17 protein-coding genes and 1 tRNA gene are annotated in these 16,870 nt (G+C 69.0%); 14 read left to right on the forward strand and 4 right to left on the reverse strand.

What is annotated here, in order from left to right; genetic code table 11:
* Positions 1-48 precede the first annotated feature (48 nt).
* Positions 49-702, reverse strand: coding sequence for a M15 family metallopeptidase (locus tag D9V41_RS07510; protein ID WP_121793926.1), 654 nt, complete (start codon positions 700-702; stop codon positions 49-51).
* 59 nt (positions 703-761) lie between these two features.
* Between D9V41_RS07510 and D9V41_RS07515 the strand changes: the two genes are divergently transcribed.
* Positions 762-1,391 (forward strand): hypothetical protein, encoded by a 630-nt coding sequence (locus D9V41_RS07515; protein ID WP_121793927.1) that lies wholly within the window; start codon positions 762-764, stop codon positions 1,389-1,391.
* 10 nt (positions 1,392-1,401) lie between these two features.
* On the opposite strand, the gene D9V41_RS07520 is transcribed toward D9V41_RS07515, so the two are convergent.
* Both D9V41_RS07520 and D9V41_RS07525 read right to left on the reverse strand, forming a co-directional pair.
* A complete protein-coding gene (locus D9V41_RS07520; RefSeq protein ID WP_121793928.1) occupies positions 1,402-2,145 on the reverse strand; it encodes an MBL fold metallo-hydrolase in 744 nt (247 codons plus the stop codon).
* 43 nt (positions 2,146-2,188) lie between these two features.
* The gene (locus D9V41_RS07525; protein ID WP_121793929.1) at positions 2,189-4,096 is read right to left on the reverse strand and encodes a bifunctional copper resistance protein CopD/cytochrome c oxidase assembly protein; all 1,908 of its coding nucleotides are present in this window, start codon (positions 4,094-4,096) and stop codon (positions 2,189-2,191) included.
* Positions 4,097-4,218: 122 nt separating this feature from the next.
* Between D9V41_RS07525 and D9V41_RS07530 the strand changes: the two genes are divergently transcribed.
* The 13 genes from D9V41_RS07530 (at position 4,219) to D9V41_RS07590 (ending at position 16,488) form a co-directional block, all read left to right on the forward strand.
* The gene (locus tag D9V41_RS07530; protein ID WP_121793930.1) at positions 4,219-5,148 is read left to right on the forward strand and encodes a gluconate 2-dehydrogenase subunit 3 family protein; all 930 of its coding nucleotides are present in this window, start codon (positions 4,219-4,221) and stop codon (positions 5,146-5,148) included.
* Complete coding sequence (locus tag D9V41_RS07535; protein ID WP_121793931.1) at positions 5,149-6,918, forward strand: GMC family oxidoreductase; 1,770 nt, start codon at positions 5,149-5,151, stop codon at positions 6,916-6,918.
* 83 nt (positions 6,919-7,001) lie between these two features.
* Positions 7,002-7,304, forward strand: a complete 303-nt coding sequence (locus D9V41_RS17750) for a cupredoxin domain-containing protein (RefSeq protein ID WP_166375950.1) — start codon at positions 7,002-7,004, stop codon at positions 7,302-7,304.
* Complete coding sequence (coxB, locus tag D9V41_RS07545) at positions 7,301-8,335, forward strand: cytochrome c oxidase subunit II (RefSeq protein WP_121793932.1); 1,035 nt, start codon at positions 7,301-7,303, stop codon at positions 8,333-8,335. The genes D9V41_RS17750 and coxB overlap by 4 nt, the downstream gene beginning before the upstream one ends.
* Positions 8,336-8,339: 4 nt before the next feature.
* Entirely contained in the window at positions 8,340-10,856 is a 2,517-nt protein-coding gene (locus D9V41_RS07550; protein ID WP_121793933.1) for a cytochrome c oxidase subunit I, read from the forward strand.
* Positions 10,856-11,272, forward strand: coding sequence for a hypothetical protein (locus D9V41_RS07555; protein WP_121793934.1), 417 nt, complete (start codon positions 10,856-10,858; stop codon positions 11,270-11,272). The genes D9V41_RS07550 and D9V41_RS07555 overlap by 1 nt, the downstream gene beginning before the upstream one ends.
* Positions 11,269-11,652 (forward strand): c-type cytochrome, encoded by a 384-nt coding sequence (locus D9V41_RS07560; protein WP_121793935.1) that lies wholly within the window; start codon positions 11,269-11,271, stop codon positions 11,650-11,652. Before D9V41_RS07555 ends, D9V41_RS07560 begins: the two co-directional genes overlap by 4 nt.
* On the forward strand, positions 11,649-12,371 hold the full coding sequence (gene ccsA / locus D9V41_RS07565) for a cytochrome c biogenesis protein CcsA (protein ID WP_166375951.1): 723 nt from the start codon (positions 11,649-11,651) through the stop codon (positions 12,369-12,371). Before D9V41_RS07560 ends, ccsA begins: the two co-directional genes overlap by 4 nt.
* A gap of 29 nt (positions 12,372-12,400) precedes the next feature.
* A complete protein-coding gene (locus D9V41_RS07570) occupies positions 12,401-12,775 on the forward strand; it encodes a cytochrome c maturation protein CcmE (RefSeq protein ID WP_166375952.1) in 375 nt (124 codons plus the stop codon).
* Complete coding sequence (locus D9V41_RS07575; RefSeq protein WP_121793938.1) at positions 12,772-14,700, forward strand: heme lyase CcmF/NrfE family subunit; 1,929 nt, start codon at positions 12,772-12,774, stop codon at positions 14,698-14,700. The genes D9V41_RS07570 and D9V41_RS07575 overlap by 4 nt, the downstream gene beginning before the upstream one ends.
* A complete protein-coding gene (locus D9V41_RS07580; protein ID WP_121793939.1) occupies positions 14,697-15,191 on the forward strand; it encodes a TlpA family protein disulfide reductase in 495 nt (164 codons plus the stop codon). Before D9V41_RS07575 ends, D9V41_RS07580 begins: the two co-directional genes overlap by 4 nt.
* Positions 15,188-16,123 carry a cytochrome c-type biogenesis protein CcmH gene (locus D9V41_RS07585; RefSeq protein WP_121793940.1) on the forward strand — a complete coding sequence of 312 codons (936 nt, stop codon included), beginning with the start codon at positions 15,188-15,190 and terminating at the stop codon, positions 16,121-16,123. The genes D9V41_RS07580 and D9V41_RS07585 overlap by 4 nt, the downstream gene beginning before the upstream one ends.
* Complete coding sequence (locus tag D9V41_RS07590; protein WP_121793941.1) at positions 16,120-16,488, forward strand: cupredoxin domain-containing protein; 369 nt, start codon at positions 16,120-16,122, stop codon at positions 16,486-16,488. The genes D9V41_RS07585 and D9V41_RS07590 overlap by 4 nt, the downstream gene beginning before the upstream one ends.
* Before the next feature lie 223 nt (positions 16,489-16,711).
* Here the strand turns inward: D9V41_RS07590 and D9V41_RS07595 are convergent.
* Positions 16,712-16,787, reverse strand: a tRNA-Lys gene (locus tag D9V41_RS07595).
* Positions 16,788-16,870 lie beyond the last annotated feature (83 nt).

Genomic DNA, 16,870 nt, shown 5'->3' on the forward strand with positions numbered 1-16,870 from the left:
GGCGCATCCCGTCGGTCACCTCGGCGGGGTGTGCCGCGAACCCCGTGGTCAGGGGTGCACCGGTCCGTACAGGGCATACTGAACCTCCAGCGTAAAGGCCCAGTATCTGTCACCGTAGGACCAGTGCCACCATTCGGGCGGATACGCCGCGAAGCCCGCGGTCGCCATGGCGGTGGCGAGAATGTCGCGATGCCCCCGAGCGAAGTCGGTGATGTTGGGGGCATCGAGGTAGCACGCCCCGTCACTCTCGTCCGGGGTGGCGTTGATGCGTGTACCCATGTCGAGGGCGTTGCCCTCGGCATCGCTGAGGACGAGATCGATCGCCGCGCCGCTCACGTGGGGCGCGACGTCCGGCGGCGAAACATGGCGACTGGCGAGTCCTCGTAGGGTGTCCGGTTCGAGCGGCCCGTATCGCTCCAGAAGTTCGGAGCAGTGGTCCTCGTAGTAGCGCTGTTGTACGTCGTACGGGCGGTAGCCCTCCACGAGCAACAAGTCATAACCCGGAGGGAGGGCGTTGCGAGCTTTTCTCAGTCGTTGGAGCACACCGGTTCTCAACCGTGAGTAGGCGCCAGTTGGCTCGGCGTAAAGGGTCGACCATCGCAACTCGGGTGCGTGCTGCCGGACGTCGATGAGCGCGTCGCCCCGCTCGTCGACGGGTATGCGCGCGATCAACTGATCTCCCATCACCACGCTGCTGCTCATGAGTTCAGGATATGCAGTCAGGGCGTCTGCTCGGGGCGTCGCTCCAGTAGGCTCCGGATGTGAGCGAGAAGCGAGAGTCACGAGCACGACGGAAGCAGTCGCGTGACGGCAGCCGGTTCACCGTCTGGGCCGCCGTGGGACTTCTGCTGTTCTTCGGCCTCGCCCTCGTCGAACTCGTGCCGTTGCTCGTGCACGGGCTCGCCCGTGCCTTCGAGCTCGACGGTGACGCCGTCATCGAACGGTGGCCGCTCCACCCCGGATACTGGGTGTCCGTGCTGGTGTTCGCCGCACCGTTGGTCGTCGCGATGGTGTTCGCGCTCGCGACCCGCTTTCTCGCGCACGGCAAGGACGAGCCGTCGGCCCGGCGGCGTTGGTCCGGGGTCATCCTCGGGCTCGCCGTCGCGTACTCCGTCGCGGTGCAGTGGACGACGCTGACAGGTACGAATCGCCCGTTGATCAGTGGCCGGGTGAGTGATGGTCTCACCGACCTTCCGCTCGGTGTGGTCGACGTGCTGCGTGTGGCGGCGTACCCGAGTCTCGCCGTGCTCCTCGGCACCTTCGCCGCGGTGGTCGTCGTCGGTCTGCTGAGCGGCAAGGACCGGCCGAGGATCTACGCCTGGTCCTACCTCGCGGTGGCCACCGTCGGTGTCGTGCTCGTCGGCTGGCTCAACGGGAACCGCTACTTCTGACCCGTCGCCGTCAATGCTCGCCGACGACGCGGGCCTGATCGACCGCCGCTGCGGCGCCTCGCGTCCAGGGGGCCCCGTGACCGGTCAGCACGACGCTCGCCTCGGTGGCAGCCAGCGCGTCGAGGGAGGCGATCGCCTGACGCGTGTCCTTCGTTGCTGCCGAGGCGACGATCTGCGGACCTGTCTTGCCGGTGTAGGGGTCCATTGTCACGAGCGCATCACCGCTGATGACGGTGTCGCGCTCGGGCAGGTGGAGGATGCAATGGCCATCGGTGTGGCCGGGCGTGTGCGACGCGACCGGTCGCCCGGGAACGTCGAGCGCGGACTCGGTGGTGATCGCCCGGGTGACCGCGATGCCCTTCACCGTGAGCGCGCCGGCCGCCGCCATCTGCCCGAGTACCGGTAGCGAACGCGGGTGCCGCAGCGGGTACAGGAAGCGGTTGCTCTGCGGCCGGTACCGGTAGGGATGAGCGGCGAGGCGGGCGTCGTCTCGATGAACCCAGACCGGCACTGCGTGCTCGCGGTACAGCATCGCGGCGAACCCCACGTGATCGAAATGACCGTGGGTGAGCAGGAGGGCACGGATGTCGTCGGGGTGCCGTCCGAGCCGCCGAATGAGTTCCAGCACCATGGGCCACATACGTGGCAGACCCGCGTCGACGAGGGTGAGATCGTCAGCGTCCTCGATGACATAGCAGTTGACGTGAGCGTACGACACGAGGTGCACGCCGTCAGCGACATCGCGGGTGATCATGGCACCACGCTAGGCACGACAGACGGCTCGCGCTGGTCGACGCTCACCTCCGCTCCGTGCCCTGGGGGCGGCGTCGCTCGCGTTGACGACGGTCGGCCCGGTCAGCATCGGCGAACCAGCGGAGGATCAGGCCGGCCAGCACGGCGATCGTCACGAATTCACCGACGGCCCAGGCGATTCCCCCGGCCAAAGCCTGATCGTCGAGCAGCGGTCGTGCCCAGTCGAGCTGGAGGGAGTCGAAGTAGTCGCCCCCGATCGGCGTGCCGCCGAAGACGAGCACGACCGCGAAGATCGTGTGGGTGAGCATGACGAGGACCAGCATCGGGATGTGCAGGAGACGCGACGACCGGCGCGGATCGGGATCGACGCCGAGCACCATCCAGTAGTAGAGGAACCCCGATGCCAGGAAGTGGGCCTGCATGAGCAGATGACCCCAGTGGTGGCTCATCGCGAGTTCGAACAGCGGTGTGAAGTACAGCCCGTAGAGCCCGCCCACGAAGATGGCGGTGGCGACGATCGGCAGCGTGAGGAAGCGACCGACGCGCGAGCGCATCGCCGCGAGCAGCGTGCGCCGGCCCGCCGGTGGAAGCGCCCGCAGTGCGAGGGTGATCGGCGCGCCGAGGGCGAGCAGCACGGGAGCGATCATGTTCAGCGTCATGTGTTGCGCCATGTGGACGCTCAGCAGTGCGGCCGCGTACCGTCCGGTGCCGGTGCACGTGACGAGCACGATGAGCAGGACGCCGGCCCCGAACGCCAGGCTACGGTGCCAGGGCCACTGGTCGCCGCGCCGGCGCAGGGTGAGAACGCCGGCGACGTAGGGCACCCCGACGAGGACGGTGACGAGGAGGCCGAACGGGTCGAGGTGTACGGGTAGGAGCAGGGTGGCCGGCGTCGGTGGTGCATCGAGCGCATAGCCGAGGATGGCCTCCGCCGCTGAGCCGGGTTGCGTTGCTGCGCTCGCGCTCGGAGGTTGGACGGCGGTCAAGCCCGCCGCGAGGCCCATCGCAGCGCCCATGATCAGCAGTTCGAGAGCGGCGAGAGCGGCGAAGTCGCCGGAGGACCGCGAGGGCGCCTGGATGACGCGACGTCGGTGGATCAGGCCGAGGCAACCCAGCCCGACGAGTGCGGCGATCTTCGCGGTCAGGACCACTCCGTAGTCGGTGGTCAGAAGATCGCGGGGGCCGTTGAGCTGAAGAGCCGCCGACAGCAGGCCACTCGCGGCCACGGTGAGGAAACAACCGAGGGCAAGCCGGCTGAAACGGCGGACGAGGGCGGTGTCGGCGGTCGGCACGAGACGCGCGCCGATGACCACAGCGGCCAGCCCGCCGACCCACAGGGCGGCAGCCCAGGCGTGCGCCGCCATCGACATGGTGCCGAGGACGTGCCGGTGGCCCGACGCGGCGTGTCCCACGATCGCCGGGAGCGCAGTGCTGAGCAGTGCGAGTCCGAGGGGGACGAGAGTCTCGGCGGGCCGTCGCACGGCAAGCGCGAGCGCTCCGGCCAGCAGCGCCAGCGCAGCCTGGCCGAGATCGCCGCGATACGCGCGCACCTCCGCCAGCAGCGTCCAGAAGGCGTCTGACGTGACCGCCGCGGCGGGGGAGACGTCGAGGAACGTACTCACATCGATCACGACATGGGTGACGGCCGCGAGGGCGGCCACGAGCGCCATCGCTGTCGACATGCGGCACAGGCGCAAGGCGGCTGCTGAAAGGGATCGGCCATGCAATGGAAGGAGCCATCCGGCGGCGAGGAGGAGCCCGCAGGTGAGGACGGCCGCCGCCATGGCGGCGAGGTGCGTCAGCGTGGCCGGCAGCCGGGACCCCGAATCCGGGCCGAATGCTGTCATGACGATGATCGCTGCTGCCAGCGCCCCGACGCTCATCACCGCGAGCGTGAGACGTGGCGGCAGCGCAGGAAGAACCCGGGTTTCGGCGGTCTGGCGTGACGTCACGCGAGGTTCGCCCCCGTCTCGCTGGCGGCCGAGATCGTGGTCGGCCGGATTGTGCCCGTGCTCACGTCAGCCTACGCTGGCTGGACGCGAACGACCGGCCGGCGACGAGCGCGGGAGGATGCATGTCGGAACCGACAAGCTCCGAGGGGGGACTGTCGCGTCGTGCCTTCCTGGCCACCGGCGCGGCTGCCGGAGGACTCGTGCTCGTCGGTGTCGCCGCTCCCTGGGCAACCGGATCGCACGAGGAGCACGACGGGCAAGGAGAGCCGCCTCCGCGCTTCTTCACCGACGCGGAACGCGTGACCGTGGCCGCGATCGTCGAGCGACTCGTCCCAGGGTCCGCGGGCGATCCCGGGGCCCGGGAAGCCGGGGTCGTCGACTACATCGATCGCAAGCTCGGTGCGGGCGGATTCGCCGAACCGACGTTCATCGACGGTCCGTTCGTCGAGGTCGTCGAGGAGGGCTCGACCGCCACGCCCTCGGGTCCGCTCGTCGTCGCGCGATCGGAGCTCTACCGGTACGGCTATCAGTCCGAGGGAACGCCGCAGCGGACGTACCGCGAAGGTCTGGAGGCCCTCGACCGGTTCGCGCAGTCGCAGTTCGACGGGCCGTTCCACCAGCTGGGCGAGGACGACCGGGATGCGCTGCTCACCGTGCTCGACGACATTCAGCAGACCAGCGAGGGTGGCGACGACCAAGGCACCGGAGCGAGCAACGAAGCGACGGGTCCTGAGGGGGGTGGAGAGCGAGAAGGCGCGGCGCGTGACGCCTTCGGGGAGTTGAGTCCCGGTCAGTTCTTCTCCACGCTGCACGCCGACACGATGGAGGGCATGTTCTCGGACCCGTCATACGGCGGCAACCAGGACATGGTCGGCTGGACGCTCATCGGCTTCCCGGGCCCGCAACGCTCCTACTCTCCCGGGGAGATGCTCGGCGGAACTCGCAAGCGCCCGCAGCCCCATGACCACCTTCCGCCGATGAATCCCGACCGACCCGACGACGCGGCCCGTGAGGCGCTCGAACAAGCCCGGCGCGGAGTGAAGGACGGATAGATGATCGAGCACGACCCCGTAGACATCGTCACGATCGGCGGCGGCATGACCGCCTCGATCATCGCGGCCCTCGTACTGCCGTCGACGGATCTGCGGATGGTCTCGATCGAGCAAGGCGCCGAACAGTGGACGTACCCGGACTTTCAGCACAATCACGACACCCTGAAGTTCCAGAACCGGTTCGCCATGATGCAGGACCTCGAGAAGGTCTCCTGGACGTGGCGTCCGCACGAGGGCGTGCCGGCGCTGCCGATGCGGCAGTACGGCTCCTTCCACCCCGGCAGCGGGCTGGGCGGTGCGATGGTGCACTGGACCGCACTGACGTGGAGGTTCAACCCCACCGATTTCGCGTATCGGACCCATCACGAGGAGCGCTACGGCGCCGACCGCATTCCCGACGAGATGACGGTCCAGGACTGGCCGTTGAGCTACGACGAGCTCGAGCCGTACTACGACGCGCTCGAGTGGGATATGGGCGTGTCCGGCCAGGCCGGCAACATCAACGGCGTGCGCATCGACGGTGGCAACCCGTTCGAGGGGCCCCGTCAGCGCGGCTACCCGAACCCGCCACTGGCGTCGATGGCGTTCGGCGAGCTGTTCCGAGGGGCTGCCGAACGGCTGGACCTCCACCCGTTCCCCACGCCGGCCGGGATCCTCTCGCGCGGCTGGACCGACCCGTTCGGCAACACTCGTGCCGCCTGCCTCTACTGCGGCTTCTGCACGCGCTACGGCTGCGAGGTCGGCGCGAAGACGAGCCCCATCACCACGTGGCTCCCTCCGGCCCTCGCGACGGAACGGTACGAGGTCCGGACTCGCTCGCACGTCCTGCGCATCGAGACGGACGCCGACGGCCGCGCCACCGGTGTCCGCTACGTCAACGCTGACGGCGAGGAGCACTTCCAGCCGGCAGAAGTCGTCATGTCCACGGCGTACACCCTCGAGAACATCCGCAATCTCCTGCTGGCGCGCAGCAACGCCCATCCGGACGGCATCGGCAACGATCGCGGCATGGTGGGCCGCAACTACACCTACCAGCTCAACCAGGAGCCCGTGCAAGGTCTGTGGGAGGGGCGGAACTTCAACTTCTACATGGGCAACGGCTGCACCGTCCCCCAGGTGCACGACTTCAACAGCGACAACTTCGACCATTCCGAGGTCGACTTCATCGGCGGCGGCCGGCTCTACCCGTCCGCCGGGCAGCGCGAGCCGATCGGCACGGTCGCGACCCTGCTCGAAGGCTTCACCGACCGGCAGTGGGGAGCCGAATGGAAGGCCGCGATCGCCCAGCACTGGGACAGCGTCGGCGGGATCGGCTTCGAGGCCGAGAGCCCGGCCTACGAGGGCAATTTCTGCGACCTGGACCCGCACTACAAGGACGCGTACGGTCAGCCGCTGCTGCGCATCACCTTCGACTGGCGGGAGAACGAGCGGAACATGTACCGCTTCCTCACCGAGCGCGGCACGGAGATCCTCCGCGCCATGAACCCCGATCGCATGACGGTGACGGAGGAACTCGGGGGTTACCGCTACGACGAGTACCAGAGCACGCACGCCACCGGGGGCGTGATCATGGGAACCGACCCCGGCAACAGCGTCACCAACAGCTATGGACAGGTCTGGGACACGCCGAACGTCTTCGTCACCGGGGCTGCGCTCTTTCCCCAGAACGCCGGATACAACCCGACGGGCACGGTCGGCGCGCTGGCCTATCGCACCGCCGAGGCGATCCGGGATCGCTACTTCGATGCGCCGGGGGAGTTGCTCACGTGAACCGCCGATGGATCGCCTCAGGGGCAGCCGGTCTCGTTCTCGCGGCCGGTTGCGCCGGCGCCGGTGCGCGCGAGACCGCACTCGTGAAGGTCGACGACAACGGCACCACTACCGGAGTCTTCGAGCCGGCCTCGCTGGTGATCGCGCCGGGCACCGAGGTGCGCTGGCGCAATGTGGGCGCCCGCAGCTACGCGGTGGCCACCGAGCGGGGAAGCGAGACCGGCCAACAGTTCATTCCCGACGGCGCCGAGCCGTGGCATTCGGGTGATCTGAAACCGGGCGAGACGTACGCGCGGGTATTCGAGGAGGAAGGCACCTACGTGTACTGGAGCCCGGATCATCGTGACCAGCAGATGATCGGCACGATCGTCGTGGAGCGTCCGTGAGCGGCGGGCGCCGGTCGGCGGCATTCGCGATGGCGACGTTGTTCGTCGTGACCGGCTGCAGCGGCGGTCAGCAGTCGATCCTCGATCCTGCCGGTGAGCGCGCGGAGTCGATCTTCGGTGTCTGGGAGCTCATGCTGGCGCTCGGCACGGTCGTCTGGATCGTGGTTGTCGTCGCGCTCGGCCTCGCGCTGGTGAGAAAGGGGCGCCGGGTCGATGACGACAGTGCCGAAGCGGCGCAGGTTCGCGAAGCCGGCGACGGCCGCTCGGTGCTCACCGTCCTCCTGGCCGGTGAGGTCGTCACCGCCCTCATCATCGCCGTCCTGGTGGTCGTGTCCGCGAGCGTGCTGCGTTCGCTCGACGACGCCGACGTGCCGGACGATCCGACGATCGAGATCGTCGGTCATCAGTACTGGTGGGAGGTCAACTACCCGGACCAGGGGATCGTGACGGCCAACGAGATCCACATCCCCGCAGGAGAGCGCGTGGCGATCGAGGTCTCCTCTGACGACGTCATCCACAGCTTCTGGGTGCCCGAACTCGGAGGCAAGATCGACATGATCCCCGGTAAGTCGAACTCCATCTGGTTGGAGGCCGAGGAACCGGGAACCTACTGGGGACAGTGCGCCGAGTACTGCGGAACCCAGCACGCGCTGATGAGGGTCGTCGTCGTGGCCCACGACGCCGACGAGTACGAAGGATGGTTGGCCACCCAGAGCGAACCGGCGCCCAGCAGGCCCTCCGAGGAGGAGAGCATCGAGGTCGCCCGGGGGCGTGAGGTCTTCCTCTCCTCGTCCTGCGTCTACTGCCATACGGTGCAGGGAACCGCAGCGGCGGGCGAACTCGGACCGGACCTGACACATCTGGCCAGCAGGGAGAACCTCGGCGCAGGCATCCTCGAGAACAATCGCGGCAACCTCGCGGCCTGGGTCCTCGACCCCCAGGCCATCAAGCCCGGGAACCTCATGCCGGGGACGGACCTGGAGGGCGAGGACCTCCAGTCGCTGCTCACCTACCTCGAGAGCCTGGAGTGAGCCGATGACCGCCGACAGCGTGACCGACCTCGACGATCGTTTCGACGGTACGTGGAGCAACCCGCGGGGCTTCCGTGGCTTCTTCAGCGTCGTCCAGCACAAGGACGTCGGCATGCGGTACATGGTCACCGCCTTCGTGCTGTTCCTCATCGGCGGTGTGCAGGCGATGTTCCTGCGGGTGCAGCTCGCCCAGCCGGAGAACGACTTTCTCGGGCCCGAGACGTACAACGAGCTGTTCACCATGCACGGGACGACGATGATGTTCCTCTTCGCCATCCCGTTCCTCGAGGGGCTCGCGAGCTACCTGCTCCCGCTGATGATCGGCAGCCGCGACCTGCCCTTCCCGCGCTATAACGTCTTCAATTACTGGTGCTACCTGCTCGGCGGGCTGATCCTGTACTCGAGCTTCCTCTTCGCTCTCGTGCCGGACGCGGGCTGGTTCTCGTACGTGCCGCTGAGCGGTCCCGATTTCGCGGATCGGTCGATGGACTTCTGGCTGTTCGGACTGACGCTGGCCGAGATCGCGGCGGTGGGGGCGGCGATCGAGATCAGCGTGGCGATCCTGCGCACCCGCGCTCCGGGCATGACGCTCAATCGCATGCCGATCTTCGCCTGGACGATGCTCGCCGTCGCGTTCCTCATCATCGTCGCGTTCGTGCCGCTGATCGTCGCCTCAGTACTCCTCGAACTCGACCGCGCGGTCGGTACGGCGTTCTTCGACATCAACGCGGGCGGCAGTCCGTTGCTGTGGCAGCACTTGTTCTGGATCTTCGGGCATCCGGAGGTCTACGTGATGTTCCTGCCGGGCGCAGCGATCATCAGCCACGTCATCCCCGCCCATTCCGGTCGACCGCTGGTGGCGTATCCGCTCGTCGTGGTGGCACTGGCGTCGACGGCGGTCATGAGCCTCGGCTTGTGGGTGCACCATATGTACACGACCGGCCTGCCGTCCCTGACGATGTCGTTCTTCACCGCGGCGAGTATGTCGATCACGCTCGCGAGCGGGTTGCAGGTCTTCGCGTGGATCGCCACGTTGTGGCTCGGAAAGCCGCGCTTCACCGTGCCGATGCTGTACTCGCTCGGTTTCGTCGTGACCTTCGTGCTCGGCGGGATCACCGGCGTGATGGTCGCCTCAGTGGCCCTCGACACCCAGGTCCACGACACGTACTTCGTGGTGGCGCACTTCCACTACGTGCTCATCGGCGGCATGCTCTTCCCGGTCTTCGCCGCGCTGCACCACTGGTGGGGCAAAGTCACCGGGCGGCACTACGCGCGCCGGCCCGCGGTGATCGCGTTCTGGCTGGTCTTCGTCGGCTTTCACGTCACCTTCTTCCCGATGCATCTGAGCGGCTTGTGGGGGATGCCCCGCCGCGTCTACACGTACGAGCAGGAGCTCGGGGTCGGCCTGGTCAACCTGATCTCGACGGTCGGCGCCTTCGTGATCGCGGCCGGGGTGGTGCTCCTCACCGTCAACCTGGTGATCTCCCACCGCCGCGGAGCCCCGGTCGGCGTCGAGACCGGTGACAGCCTGGAGTGGACGACGAGTTCGCCCCCGCCGTCGGAGAACTGGCGACGGATCCCGATGGTCACGAGTCGCAACCCCGGCTGGGATCGCGACGAGCCGGTGGACGCGGACACCCGTGCGGCGCTGGACGAGGCGTTCGACGCGCGCCCCGTGGAGTTCCGAGCCACACCGTTGACCACGGTGCTGTCGGCCGAGCCCGACGGCGCGGTGTTGCTTCCGCGCTCCACGTACTGGCCGTTGGTGACCCCGGTCGGGCTCGCGATCCTGGCCGTCGCGCTGCTCACCCAGTGGTATCCGCTCTCCGCGGTCGGTGTCGTCGTCGGCATCGTCGGTCTCGCCGGCTGGGCCTGGCGCAACGAGAGCGAGTACCGCGTGGAGCACGTGCGGCCTCTGGCCGGGCGGTTCCAGTTCGAGGCGCACGGCACGCGTTCGATCGGCTGGTGGGCGGCGGCTTCGGCCTCGATCGTCATCGTGGTCGCCGTCGCGACTCTCACGTTCTCGGCGCTGTACCTCCAAGTCAACGCCTCGGTCTGGCCGCTGGAGGACACCGTCGGGGAGCCCGTGCGGTTCACGGCGGTCGCCGCGGCCTTGCTGGCCGGACTCGGCGTTACCTGGAGGGCGGCACGGCAGGGCCGCCACGAGCTGTGGGACCTCTCGCGTCCTGAGGTTCGGCGCGCTCAGTTCATCGCCGTCGCCGTGGCCATGTGCGCGGCGGTGATCGCGCTCGTGCTCCTCGTGCCGCTGTGGCTGGGGGACCTCGATCCGGCCGCCCACGCGTACGAGTCCTCGGTCTGGACCCTGCTCGGCGCGCAGGTGTTGGCGATCCTCGCCGCATTGGCGATGACGATCGCGGCCCTGCACGCCCGGATGCGACACCGCCGCGATGCCCGGACCGGCCTGCTGCTCCATGCCGCGGCGCTGCTGTGGGCCGCCGCCGCGGTGAGCTGGGCGATGGTGTGGATGACCAGCGATCTCCTGCCGAGGCTGGTGATCTGATGCGACCCTCGCTGCGCAACGAGAGCGACATCCCGGTGCTGAGCGGGACGCGGCTGTCGCGTCGGCTGGGACTCCTCGGCACCGTGGCGTTCCTCCTGCCCTCGGTCACCTGGCTGCTGTCGCTCAGCGGGTCGTACGTCGTGGAGGATTTCGCCTGCACGGCGGCAGCGAGCGCCGACGCCCCGCCCTCCACCGCGGCGTTGCGCGCGATCCTCATCGGGTCCAACGTGGTGCTGATGGCGGTGACGCTGCTGGCGGGCATTGCGGGATGGTGGCTGCTGCGCAAGGCACGCAGCTCGGACACCGACGCCATGTACGCGTTCTTCGGCTGGACGGTCCTGGCGTTCGCGATCCTGTACGCCTTCAGCATCGTGCTGATCGGCATTCACCCACTGCTCTTGGAGGTCTGCGCATGATCTCGTCTCGCCTGCCGGCAGCGGTCGTCCTCGCGCTCGCTCTTGCCGCCTGCGGTCCGGACACCGGAGCCGAGACCGAACGTATTCGCACCGTCGAGGGCGGTGACGCGGAGCGCGGCCGCGCGGCCGTCATCGCCTACGGGTGTGCCTCGTGCCATGTGGTGCCCGACGTCGACGGCGTCGACGACGAGCGTGTCGCCCCGGACCTCACCGACTTCGCTGACCGGGATGTCATCGCCGGCCACGTGCCCAACCGACCGGAGGAGCTGATCACATGGCTACGGAACCCCAAGGACATCGCGCCGGGGACCCTGATGCCCGACCTGGGAGTGACCGAGCAGGACGCCCGGGATCTGGCGGCGTTCCTCTACACGCAATGACGCGCCGATTGCTTGCTCCGGTGGGACTGCGGTGGATGACCGGCACCGTGGCCGTCGTCGCGTGCGCGCTCGTGCTCGGCACGGTCGTCGCACCGCCGGACGCCATCCAGGGCCACGCTCAGCGACTCATGTACGTGCACGTTCCCGTCGCCTGGTCGGCCTACCTGTGCTTCACCGTGGTGCTGATCGCGAGTCTGGCGTTCTTGCGGCGCAGGGGGCCGCTGTCGGCGGCCGTGGGGCAGGCGGCGGGCGAAGTGGGGGTGGTGCTCACGGCGCTGACGCTGTTCAGCGGCAGCCTCTGGGGCGCCCTGACGTGGGGAACCTGGTGGGTGTGGGACGCCCGCGTCACCGCCACCGTGGCGATGGGACTCGTCTACCTGATCTACCTCTCGGCCCGCGGCATCGCGACGGGAGCGCGTGGTCAGATGTTGACCGCTCTGATCGGCGTGGTCGGGTTCGCCATCGTGCCGGTGGTGCATTTCTCCGTCGTCTGGTGGCGCACCTTGCATCAGCCGGCGACCATCCTCTCGCCCGATCTGACCCTTCCGATCGAAGGCCGCATGGCGCTGGCGCTCGCGGTGTCGTTCCTGGCGATGACCCTGGTGACACTGACTCTGCTACGTCTGCGCGTCCACGCGCTGCTACCGGCCGCAAGGGGGCAGCTCGACGCTTCGACCACGGCGGTGCACACGACTCCGGGAGCGGGTGCGGGCTCATGACGCCGCGTCCGCGATGGTCGCGTCGGCGGGTGAGCGCGGCGATCCTCGCTGCCGCGGCTGCCGGCCTCGTGGCTGTCGGGGCCTTCGCCGCCGGCGATGGCATGGTCTACTACCGCACGCCGAGCGAGGTGATGCAGCAAGCTTCCGCTGACACGGTCATCCGCGTCGGCGGGCTCGTCGTGGAAGGCTCGATGGAGGAGTCGTCGACCGCCTCCACCCTCGTGCTCACCGACGGCGTCCGGGAGGTCACGGTCCACTACCCGGGTCGGTTCCCCGACGTCGTTCAGGAGGGCGAGGGGGCCGTGGTCGAAGGGCGGTGGACGCCCGAAGGAGTGCTGCACGGCCGTGAGGTGCTGCTTCGGCACTCGAACGAGTACCGGCCGCCCGAGGAAGGCGAGGCGTGAGCGCGACCCTGGGCACCGGTGCCGTGGTCGGCGCCGCGCTCCTGGCGGTCTTCGCGGCCGTCGCGTGGTGGTGGAGTGCTCATGGCAGCGGCCCGTTCCGGCCGAAAGTGCGTCGTGCGGCGGTGCTGGCATCGCTGCTCACGAGCGGGTTGGTCGCCGTTGCGGTCCTGGTGATGATCGTCGCGCTCGTCTCCTACGACGACGACTTCGACTACGTCGTCATGGTGGCCGAGCCCGCGATGCCGCTCTACTACCGCGTGAGCGCGCTCTGGTCGGCGATGGAGGGATCGTTGCTGCTGTGGTTGCTCGCGGTGGCGACCGTCTCGGCCGCTTTCGTGGTGACGACGGCACGGCGTGCGGACCCTGGTCACGGCGGAGCAGCGGGCATTCTCGCGCTGTTCGTCGCCGCGTTCGCGCTGGTGGTGATCGTCGCTGACCCGTTCGTCGCGGGAGGCGGTGAGATGGGCCCGCCGCCGAGTCCATTGTTGCAGGACCACCCGGCGATGGGAGTCCACCCGCCGCTGCTCTACGCCGGCTTCGCGGGGCTCGCGGTGCCGTTCGCGCTGTCGTGCGCAGCGTTGCACCAACGGGCCGTGTCGGGCCCCTGGGCGCGATCGTTGCACCGATGGACGATCGCGGCCTGGATCCCGTTGACCGCCGGCATCGTCCTGGGCGCCTGGTGGTCCTATGCGGTCCTCGGCTGGGGCGGCTACTGGGCCTGGGATCCGGTCGAGAACGCCTCGCTCATGCCCTGGCTGATCGCGACTGCCCTGCTGCATGCGAGCGGGCCGCGGGCACGGGGCGCCGGCTGGCGGCGTTGGGCGGTCGTGCTGGCGGGGCTGGGCTTCGTGTTCGTGCTCCTCGCGACCTTCCTCACTCGGTCGGGCGTCGTGGAGAGCATCCACGCGTTCAGCGTTTCGCCACTCGGACCTCTCCTCCTCGGCATCATGGCGGTCGCTCTGCTGGGGTGGCTGGCACTTCTGCTGCGGCCCGGAGCGCTTCCGCGCGGCGATGAGCCCGCGCCGGTGGTCTCGCGACAGACCGCCCTGCAGATCAATCGGGTGCTGCTCACCGCGATCACGGTCATCGTGCTGGTGGGCTCCTTGCTCCCCACGCTGCTCATGGCGATCAACGGAGACCGGATCTCGGTGGGTCCGCCGTGGTACGCCCGCACGCTGGGGCCGGTCGCCGGCATGCTCCTCGGCGCGATGGCCGTCGCCCCGTGGTTGTCCTGGTCCGGTGGCGAGCCGCGCGACCTCGTGCGACGGATCACCCCGGCGCTCCTGCTCGCCGCCGTCGCGGTCGGGGTCGTCGGCGTCGTGGTCGCCGACGTCTGGCTCGCGATCGTGGTCGGGCTGGCCGTACTCGTGCTCGCCTCGCCGATCGGGGATCTGGCCGGCAGGGCGCGGCGCGAGCGCCAGCGGCTCGGCGCGTACCTGGCGCATGCCGGCATCGCCGTGGGCGCGGTCGCCGTCGTCGCCGGAGGACACGCGGACGTGTCGGAGCGGACGATCCCGATCGGCGGAACGGTCAGCGCCGGCGAGACGTCGGCGACGCTGGTGGGACTCGATCGACGACAGGAGGGGAACCGCAGCATCGCCGAGGCCCGCATCCTGCTGGCCGACGGTGACACCGTGATCGGGGAGGAAACCCCGCAACTGCGGTGGTACGAGCGCCACGCGACGGTCCTCGCCGGGCCGGGCATCCGCACCGAACCGTGGCGCGACGTCTACGTCACCCTGCTGGACGTGGACGCCGCCGAAGGCGGTGCCACGATCCGACTCGCCGTCACCCCGCTGGCGTCCTGGCTCTGGTTGTCCGCCGGGCTGGTCGTGGCCGGCGCGGCGGTGAGCGCCTTCTCGCGCCGGCCGGTCATCACGCGGAGTGCTGAACGCGATCAGCAACCGAGGAGCTCGCCGGTATGAGTAGGCGCCCATTGCTCGCCGTCGTGGCGGTACTCGCGATCATCCTCGCGAGCGCCTGCTCCGGTGCGCCCGCGGTCGAGGGCACCACGGCGAAGCTGTCCGGAGAAGACCTGAACGGGTCGCACCACGACATCGCCGACTATGCCGGCGAGGTGGTGATCGTGACCGTGTGGGCGTCCTGGTGTGCCCCGTGCCGTGATGAAGTTCCCGTGCTCACCGACGCGAGCGAGCGATTCGGGCCGGAAGGTCTGCGGGTACTGGGGATCAACTTCCGGGACAACGCCGATGCGGCGCGGACGTTCGCCGCGGAAGCGGGCATCACGTACCCGAGCATCGTCGATCTCAACGGCGCGAAGAGCATCGACTGGGGAGTGGTGGGAATCCCGCAGTCCTTCCTGGTGAACCGCGAAGGCGTGGTCGTCGACCGCGTCAGCGGCACGATCACCGAGGAGTGGATCGCGTCGCGGGTGGTCGAGGAGCTACGCCAATGAGCGGCGCGATGCGCCGATGGGTGCTCCTCGCCTCGGCGATCGTCGCCGTGGTCGGTCTGGCGATCGCGGTATCGTCGCAGCCTTCGCGCACCCTCGAGCAACAGACACGTGAGGTGGCGTTGACGATCCGCTGTCCCACGTGTGCGGGAGAGTCGATCGCCGACTCGACGGCACCGGTCGCGGGGGCGATGCGTCTCGAGATCGAACAACAACTGACCGAGGGCAGGAGCCCGGACGAGGTGCGGGCCTGGTTCGCGGACCGCTACGGCGCGGGGATCGTGCTCGCGCCACCGGCGCGGGGCTCGGCCGGGCTCCTGTGGTGGATCCCGATCGGCGTCGTGGTGCTCGCACTTCTCGTGCTGTTGCGCCGCCGCGATGCTCGCGGACGGCGGATCCTCCTGGCCGCCGTCGGCGCGACCGCGGCAACGCTGATCGCGGCGTGGTGGGTCACCTCGTCGAGGTACGAACCCGAACTCGTCTCGAGCGCCGATCGGGCCGGTGGAGACGTGCTCAGCACCGCCGTGGCGCAGTCGCCGGGGGATGCGCAACTGCGGCTGGCCTACGGGCTGGCCCTCGAACAGGACGGCCAATATCGCGAGGCGGCCGAGCAGTTCGAGGCGGTCACCCGGCTCGAGCCGTTCGATGCCGACGCGCGTTATCTGTGGGCCAGCACGCTGGTGCGCGACGGTGATGTGGACGCCGCGATGGCGACCCTCGACGAGGGGCTGCGCTCGACTCCGGACCACGCGCCGTCGCTCTTGCTTCAGGGCGTCCTTCGGTGGCGGGCCGGTGACGATTCCGCTCGGCCCTTGCTCGAGCGTTTCCTCGAGCTGCAGCCGGAGGACCCGGCGGCCGAGGACGTCCGGGGTCTGCTCAGCGGCGACCGAACCGTTCCGGAACTGCCCGGCATCGAGGCGGAGACGACCCGATGAAGGTCCTCGCCGCGTTGCTGATCCTGGCCGTCGTGGCTGGATGCGGTTCCAGCGCTCCCGCGCCTCCGTCGACCGAACCGCTGAGCGACATCGCGGTGGGCTTGACCGAATGGTCGGTCGCCACCAGTACCTCGACCGCGAAGGAGGGCGAGGTGCGGATGCGCGTCACCAATGCCGGCGGGACGACGCACGACCTCGTCGTCACCGGAGAGCGAGGTCGCTGGTCGACACCGAAACTGGCGCCCGGGGAACAGTTCGAGCTGGTCGTCGAGGCCGTGGCCGGTGAGCAGTTGCACCTGGAGTGCACGCGCCGGGGCCATCGAGGCCAGGGCATGTGGACGACGCTGGACGTCGCCGCCTCGTGATCGCGGCACGGACTTGGCGATTCTGCTGACAGCGCCGGCATGTCGTGTCACGATGCTGCGCGGGCGGCGCCCCGCCCTCTGATCTTTTCCGCAGGGACCTCGTAGGGGCGCCGCTTCCTCTCACACGACTGAATCCCCCGCCGATGCGTAATCGGCGGGGGATCAAGGTGACAGTGGTGTGCCCCGTCGGGGCGGGGGTGAAACACCCGAAGGGCGAGACAGCTGGTAGGCCCCGTGGGACTCGAACCCACAACCCGCGGATTAAAAGTCCGCTGCTCTGCCAATTGAGCTAGAGGCCCGCGACCGGCCCGGAAACGGCCGAGACGCTCGCTCCAGTCTGCCAGGTCGTCAGGACGTCATACATTTCGAGGGCCCTGACCCA

Source organism: Aeromicrobium phragmitis (assembly GCF_003674095.1).
In the GTDB taxonomy this organism is placed as follows: Bacteria; Actinomycetota; Actinomycetes; order Propionibacteriales; family Nocardioidaceae; genus Aeromicrobium; species Aeromicrobium phragmitis.

Coding starts and splice junctions, on each gene's coding strand:
- D9V41_RS07590 (WP_121793941.1), top strand. CDS start 16,120: ATGAAGGTCCTCGCCGCGTTGCTGATCCTGGCCGTCGTGGCTGGATGC.
- D9V41_RS07555 (WP_121793934.1), top strand. CDS start 10,856: ATGCGACCCTCGCTGCGCAACGAGAGCGACATCCCGGTGCTGAGCGGG.
- D9V41_RS07530 (WP_121793930.1), top strand. CDS start 4,219: ATGTCGGAACCGACAAGCTCCGAGGGGGGACTGTCGCGTCGTGCCTTC.
- D9V41_RS07535 (WP_121793931.1), top strand. CDS start 5,149: ATGATCGAGCACGACCCCGTAGACATCGTCACGATCGGCGGCGGCATG.
- D9V41_RS07560 (WP_121793935.1), top strand. CDS start 11,269: ATGATCTCGTCTCGCCTGCCGGCAGCGGTCGTCCTCGCGCTCGCTCTT.
- D9V41_RS07550 (WP_121793933.1), top strand. CDS start 8,340: ATGACCGCCGACAGCGTGACCGACCTCGACGATCGTTTCGACGGTACG.
- D9V41_RS07580 (WP_121793939.1), top strand. CDS start 14,697: ATGAGTAGGCGCCCATTGCTCGCCGTCGTGGCGGTACTCGCGATCATC.
- D9V41_RS07585 (WP_121793940.1), top strand. CDS start 15,188: ATGAGCGGCGCGATGCGCCGATGGGTGCTCCTCGCCTCGGCGATCGTC.
- D9V41_RS07520 (WP_121793928.1), bottom strand. CDS start 2,145: ATGATCACCCGCGATGTCGCTGACGGCGTGCACCTCGTGTCGTACGCT.
- ccsA (WP_166375951.1), top strand. CDS start 11,649: ATGACGCGCCGATTGCTTGCTCCGGTGGGACTGCGGTGGATGACCGGC.
- D9V41_RS07510 (WP_121793926.1), bottom strand. CDS start 702: ATGAGCAGCAGCGTGGTGATGGGAGATCAGTTGATCGCGCGCATACCC.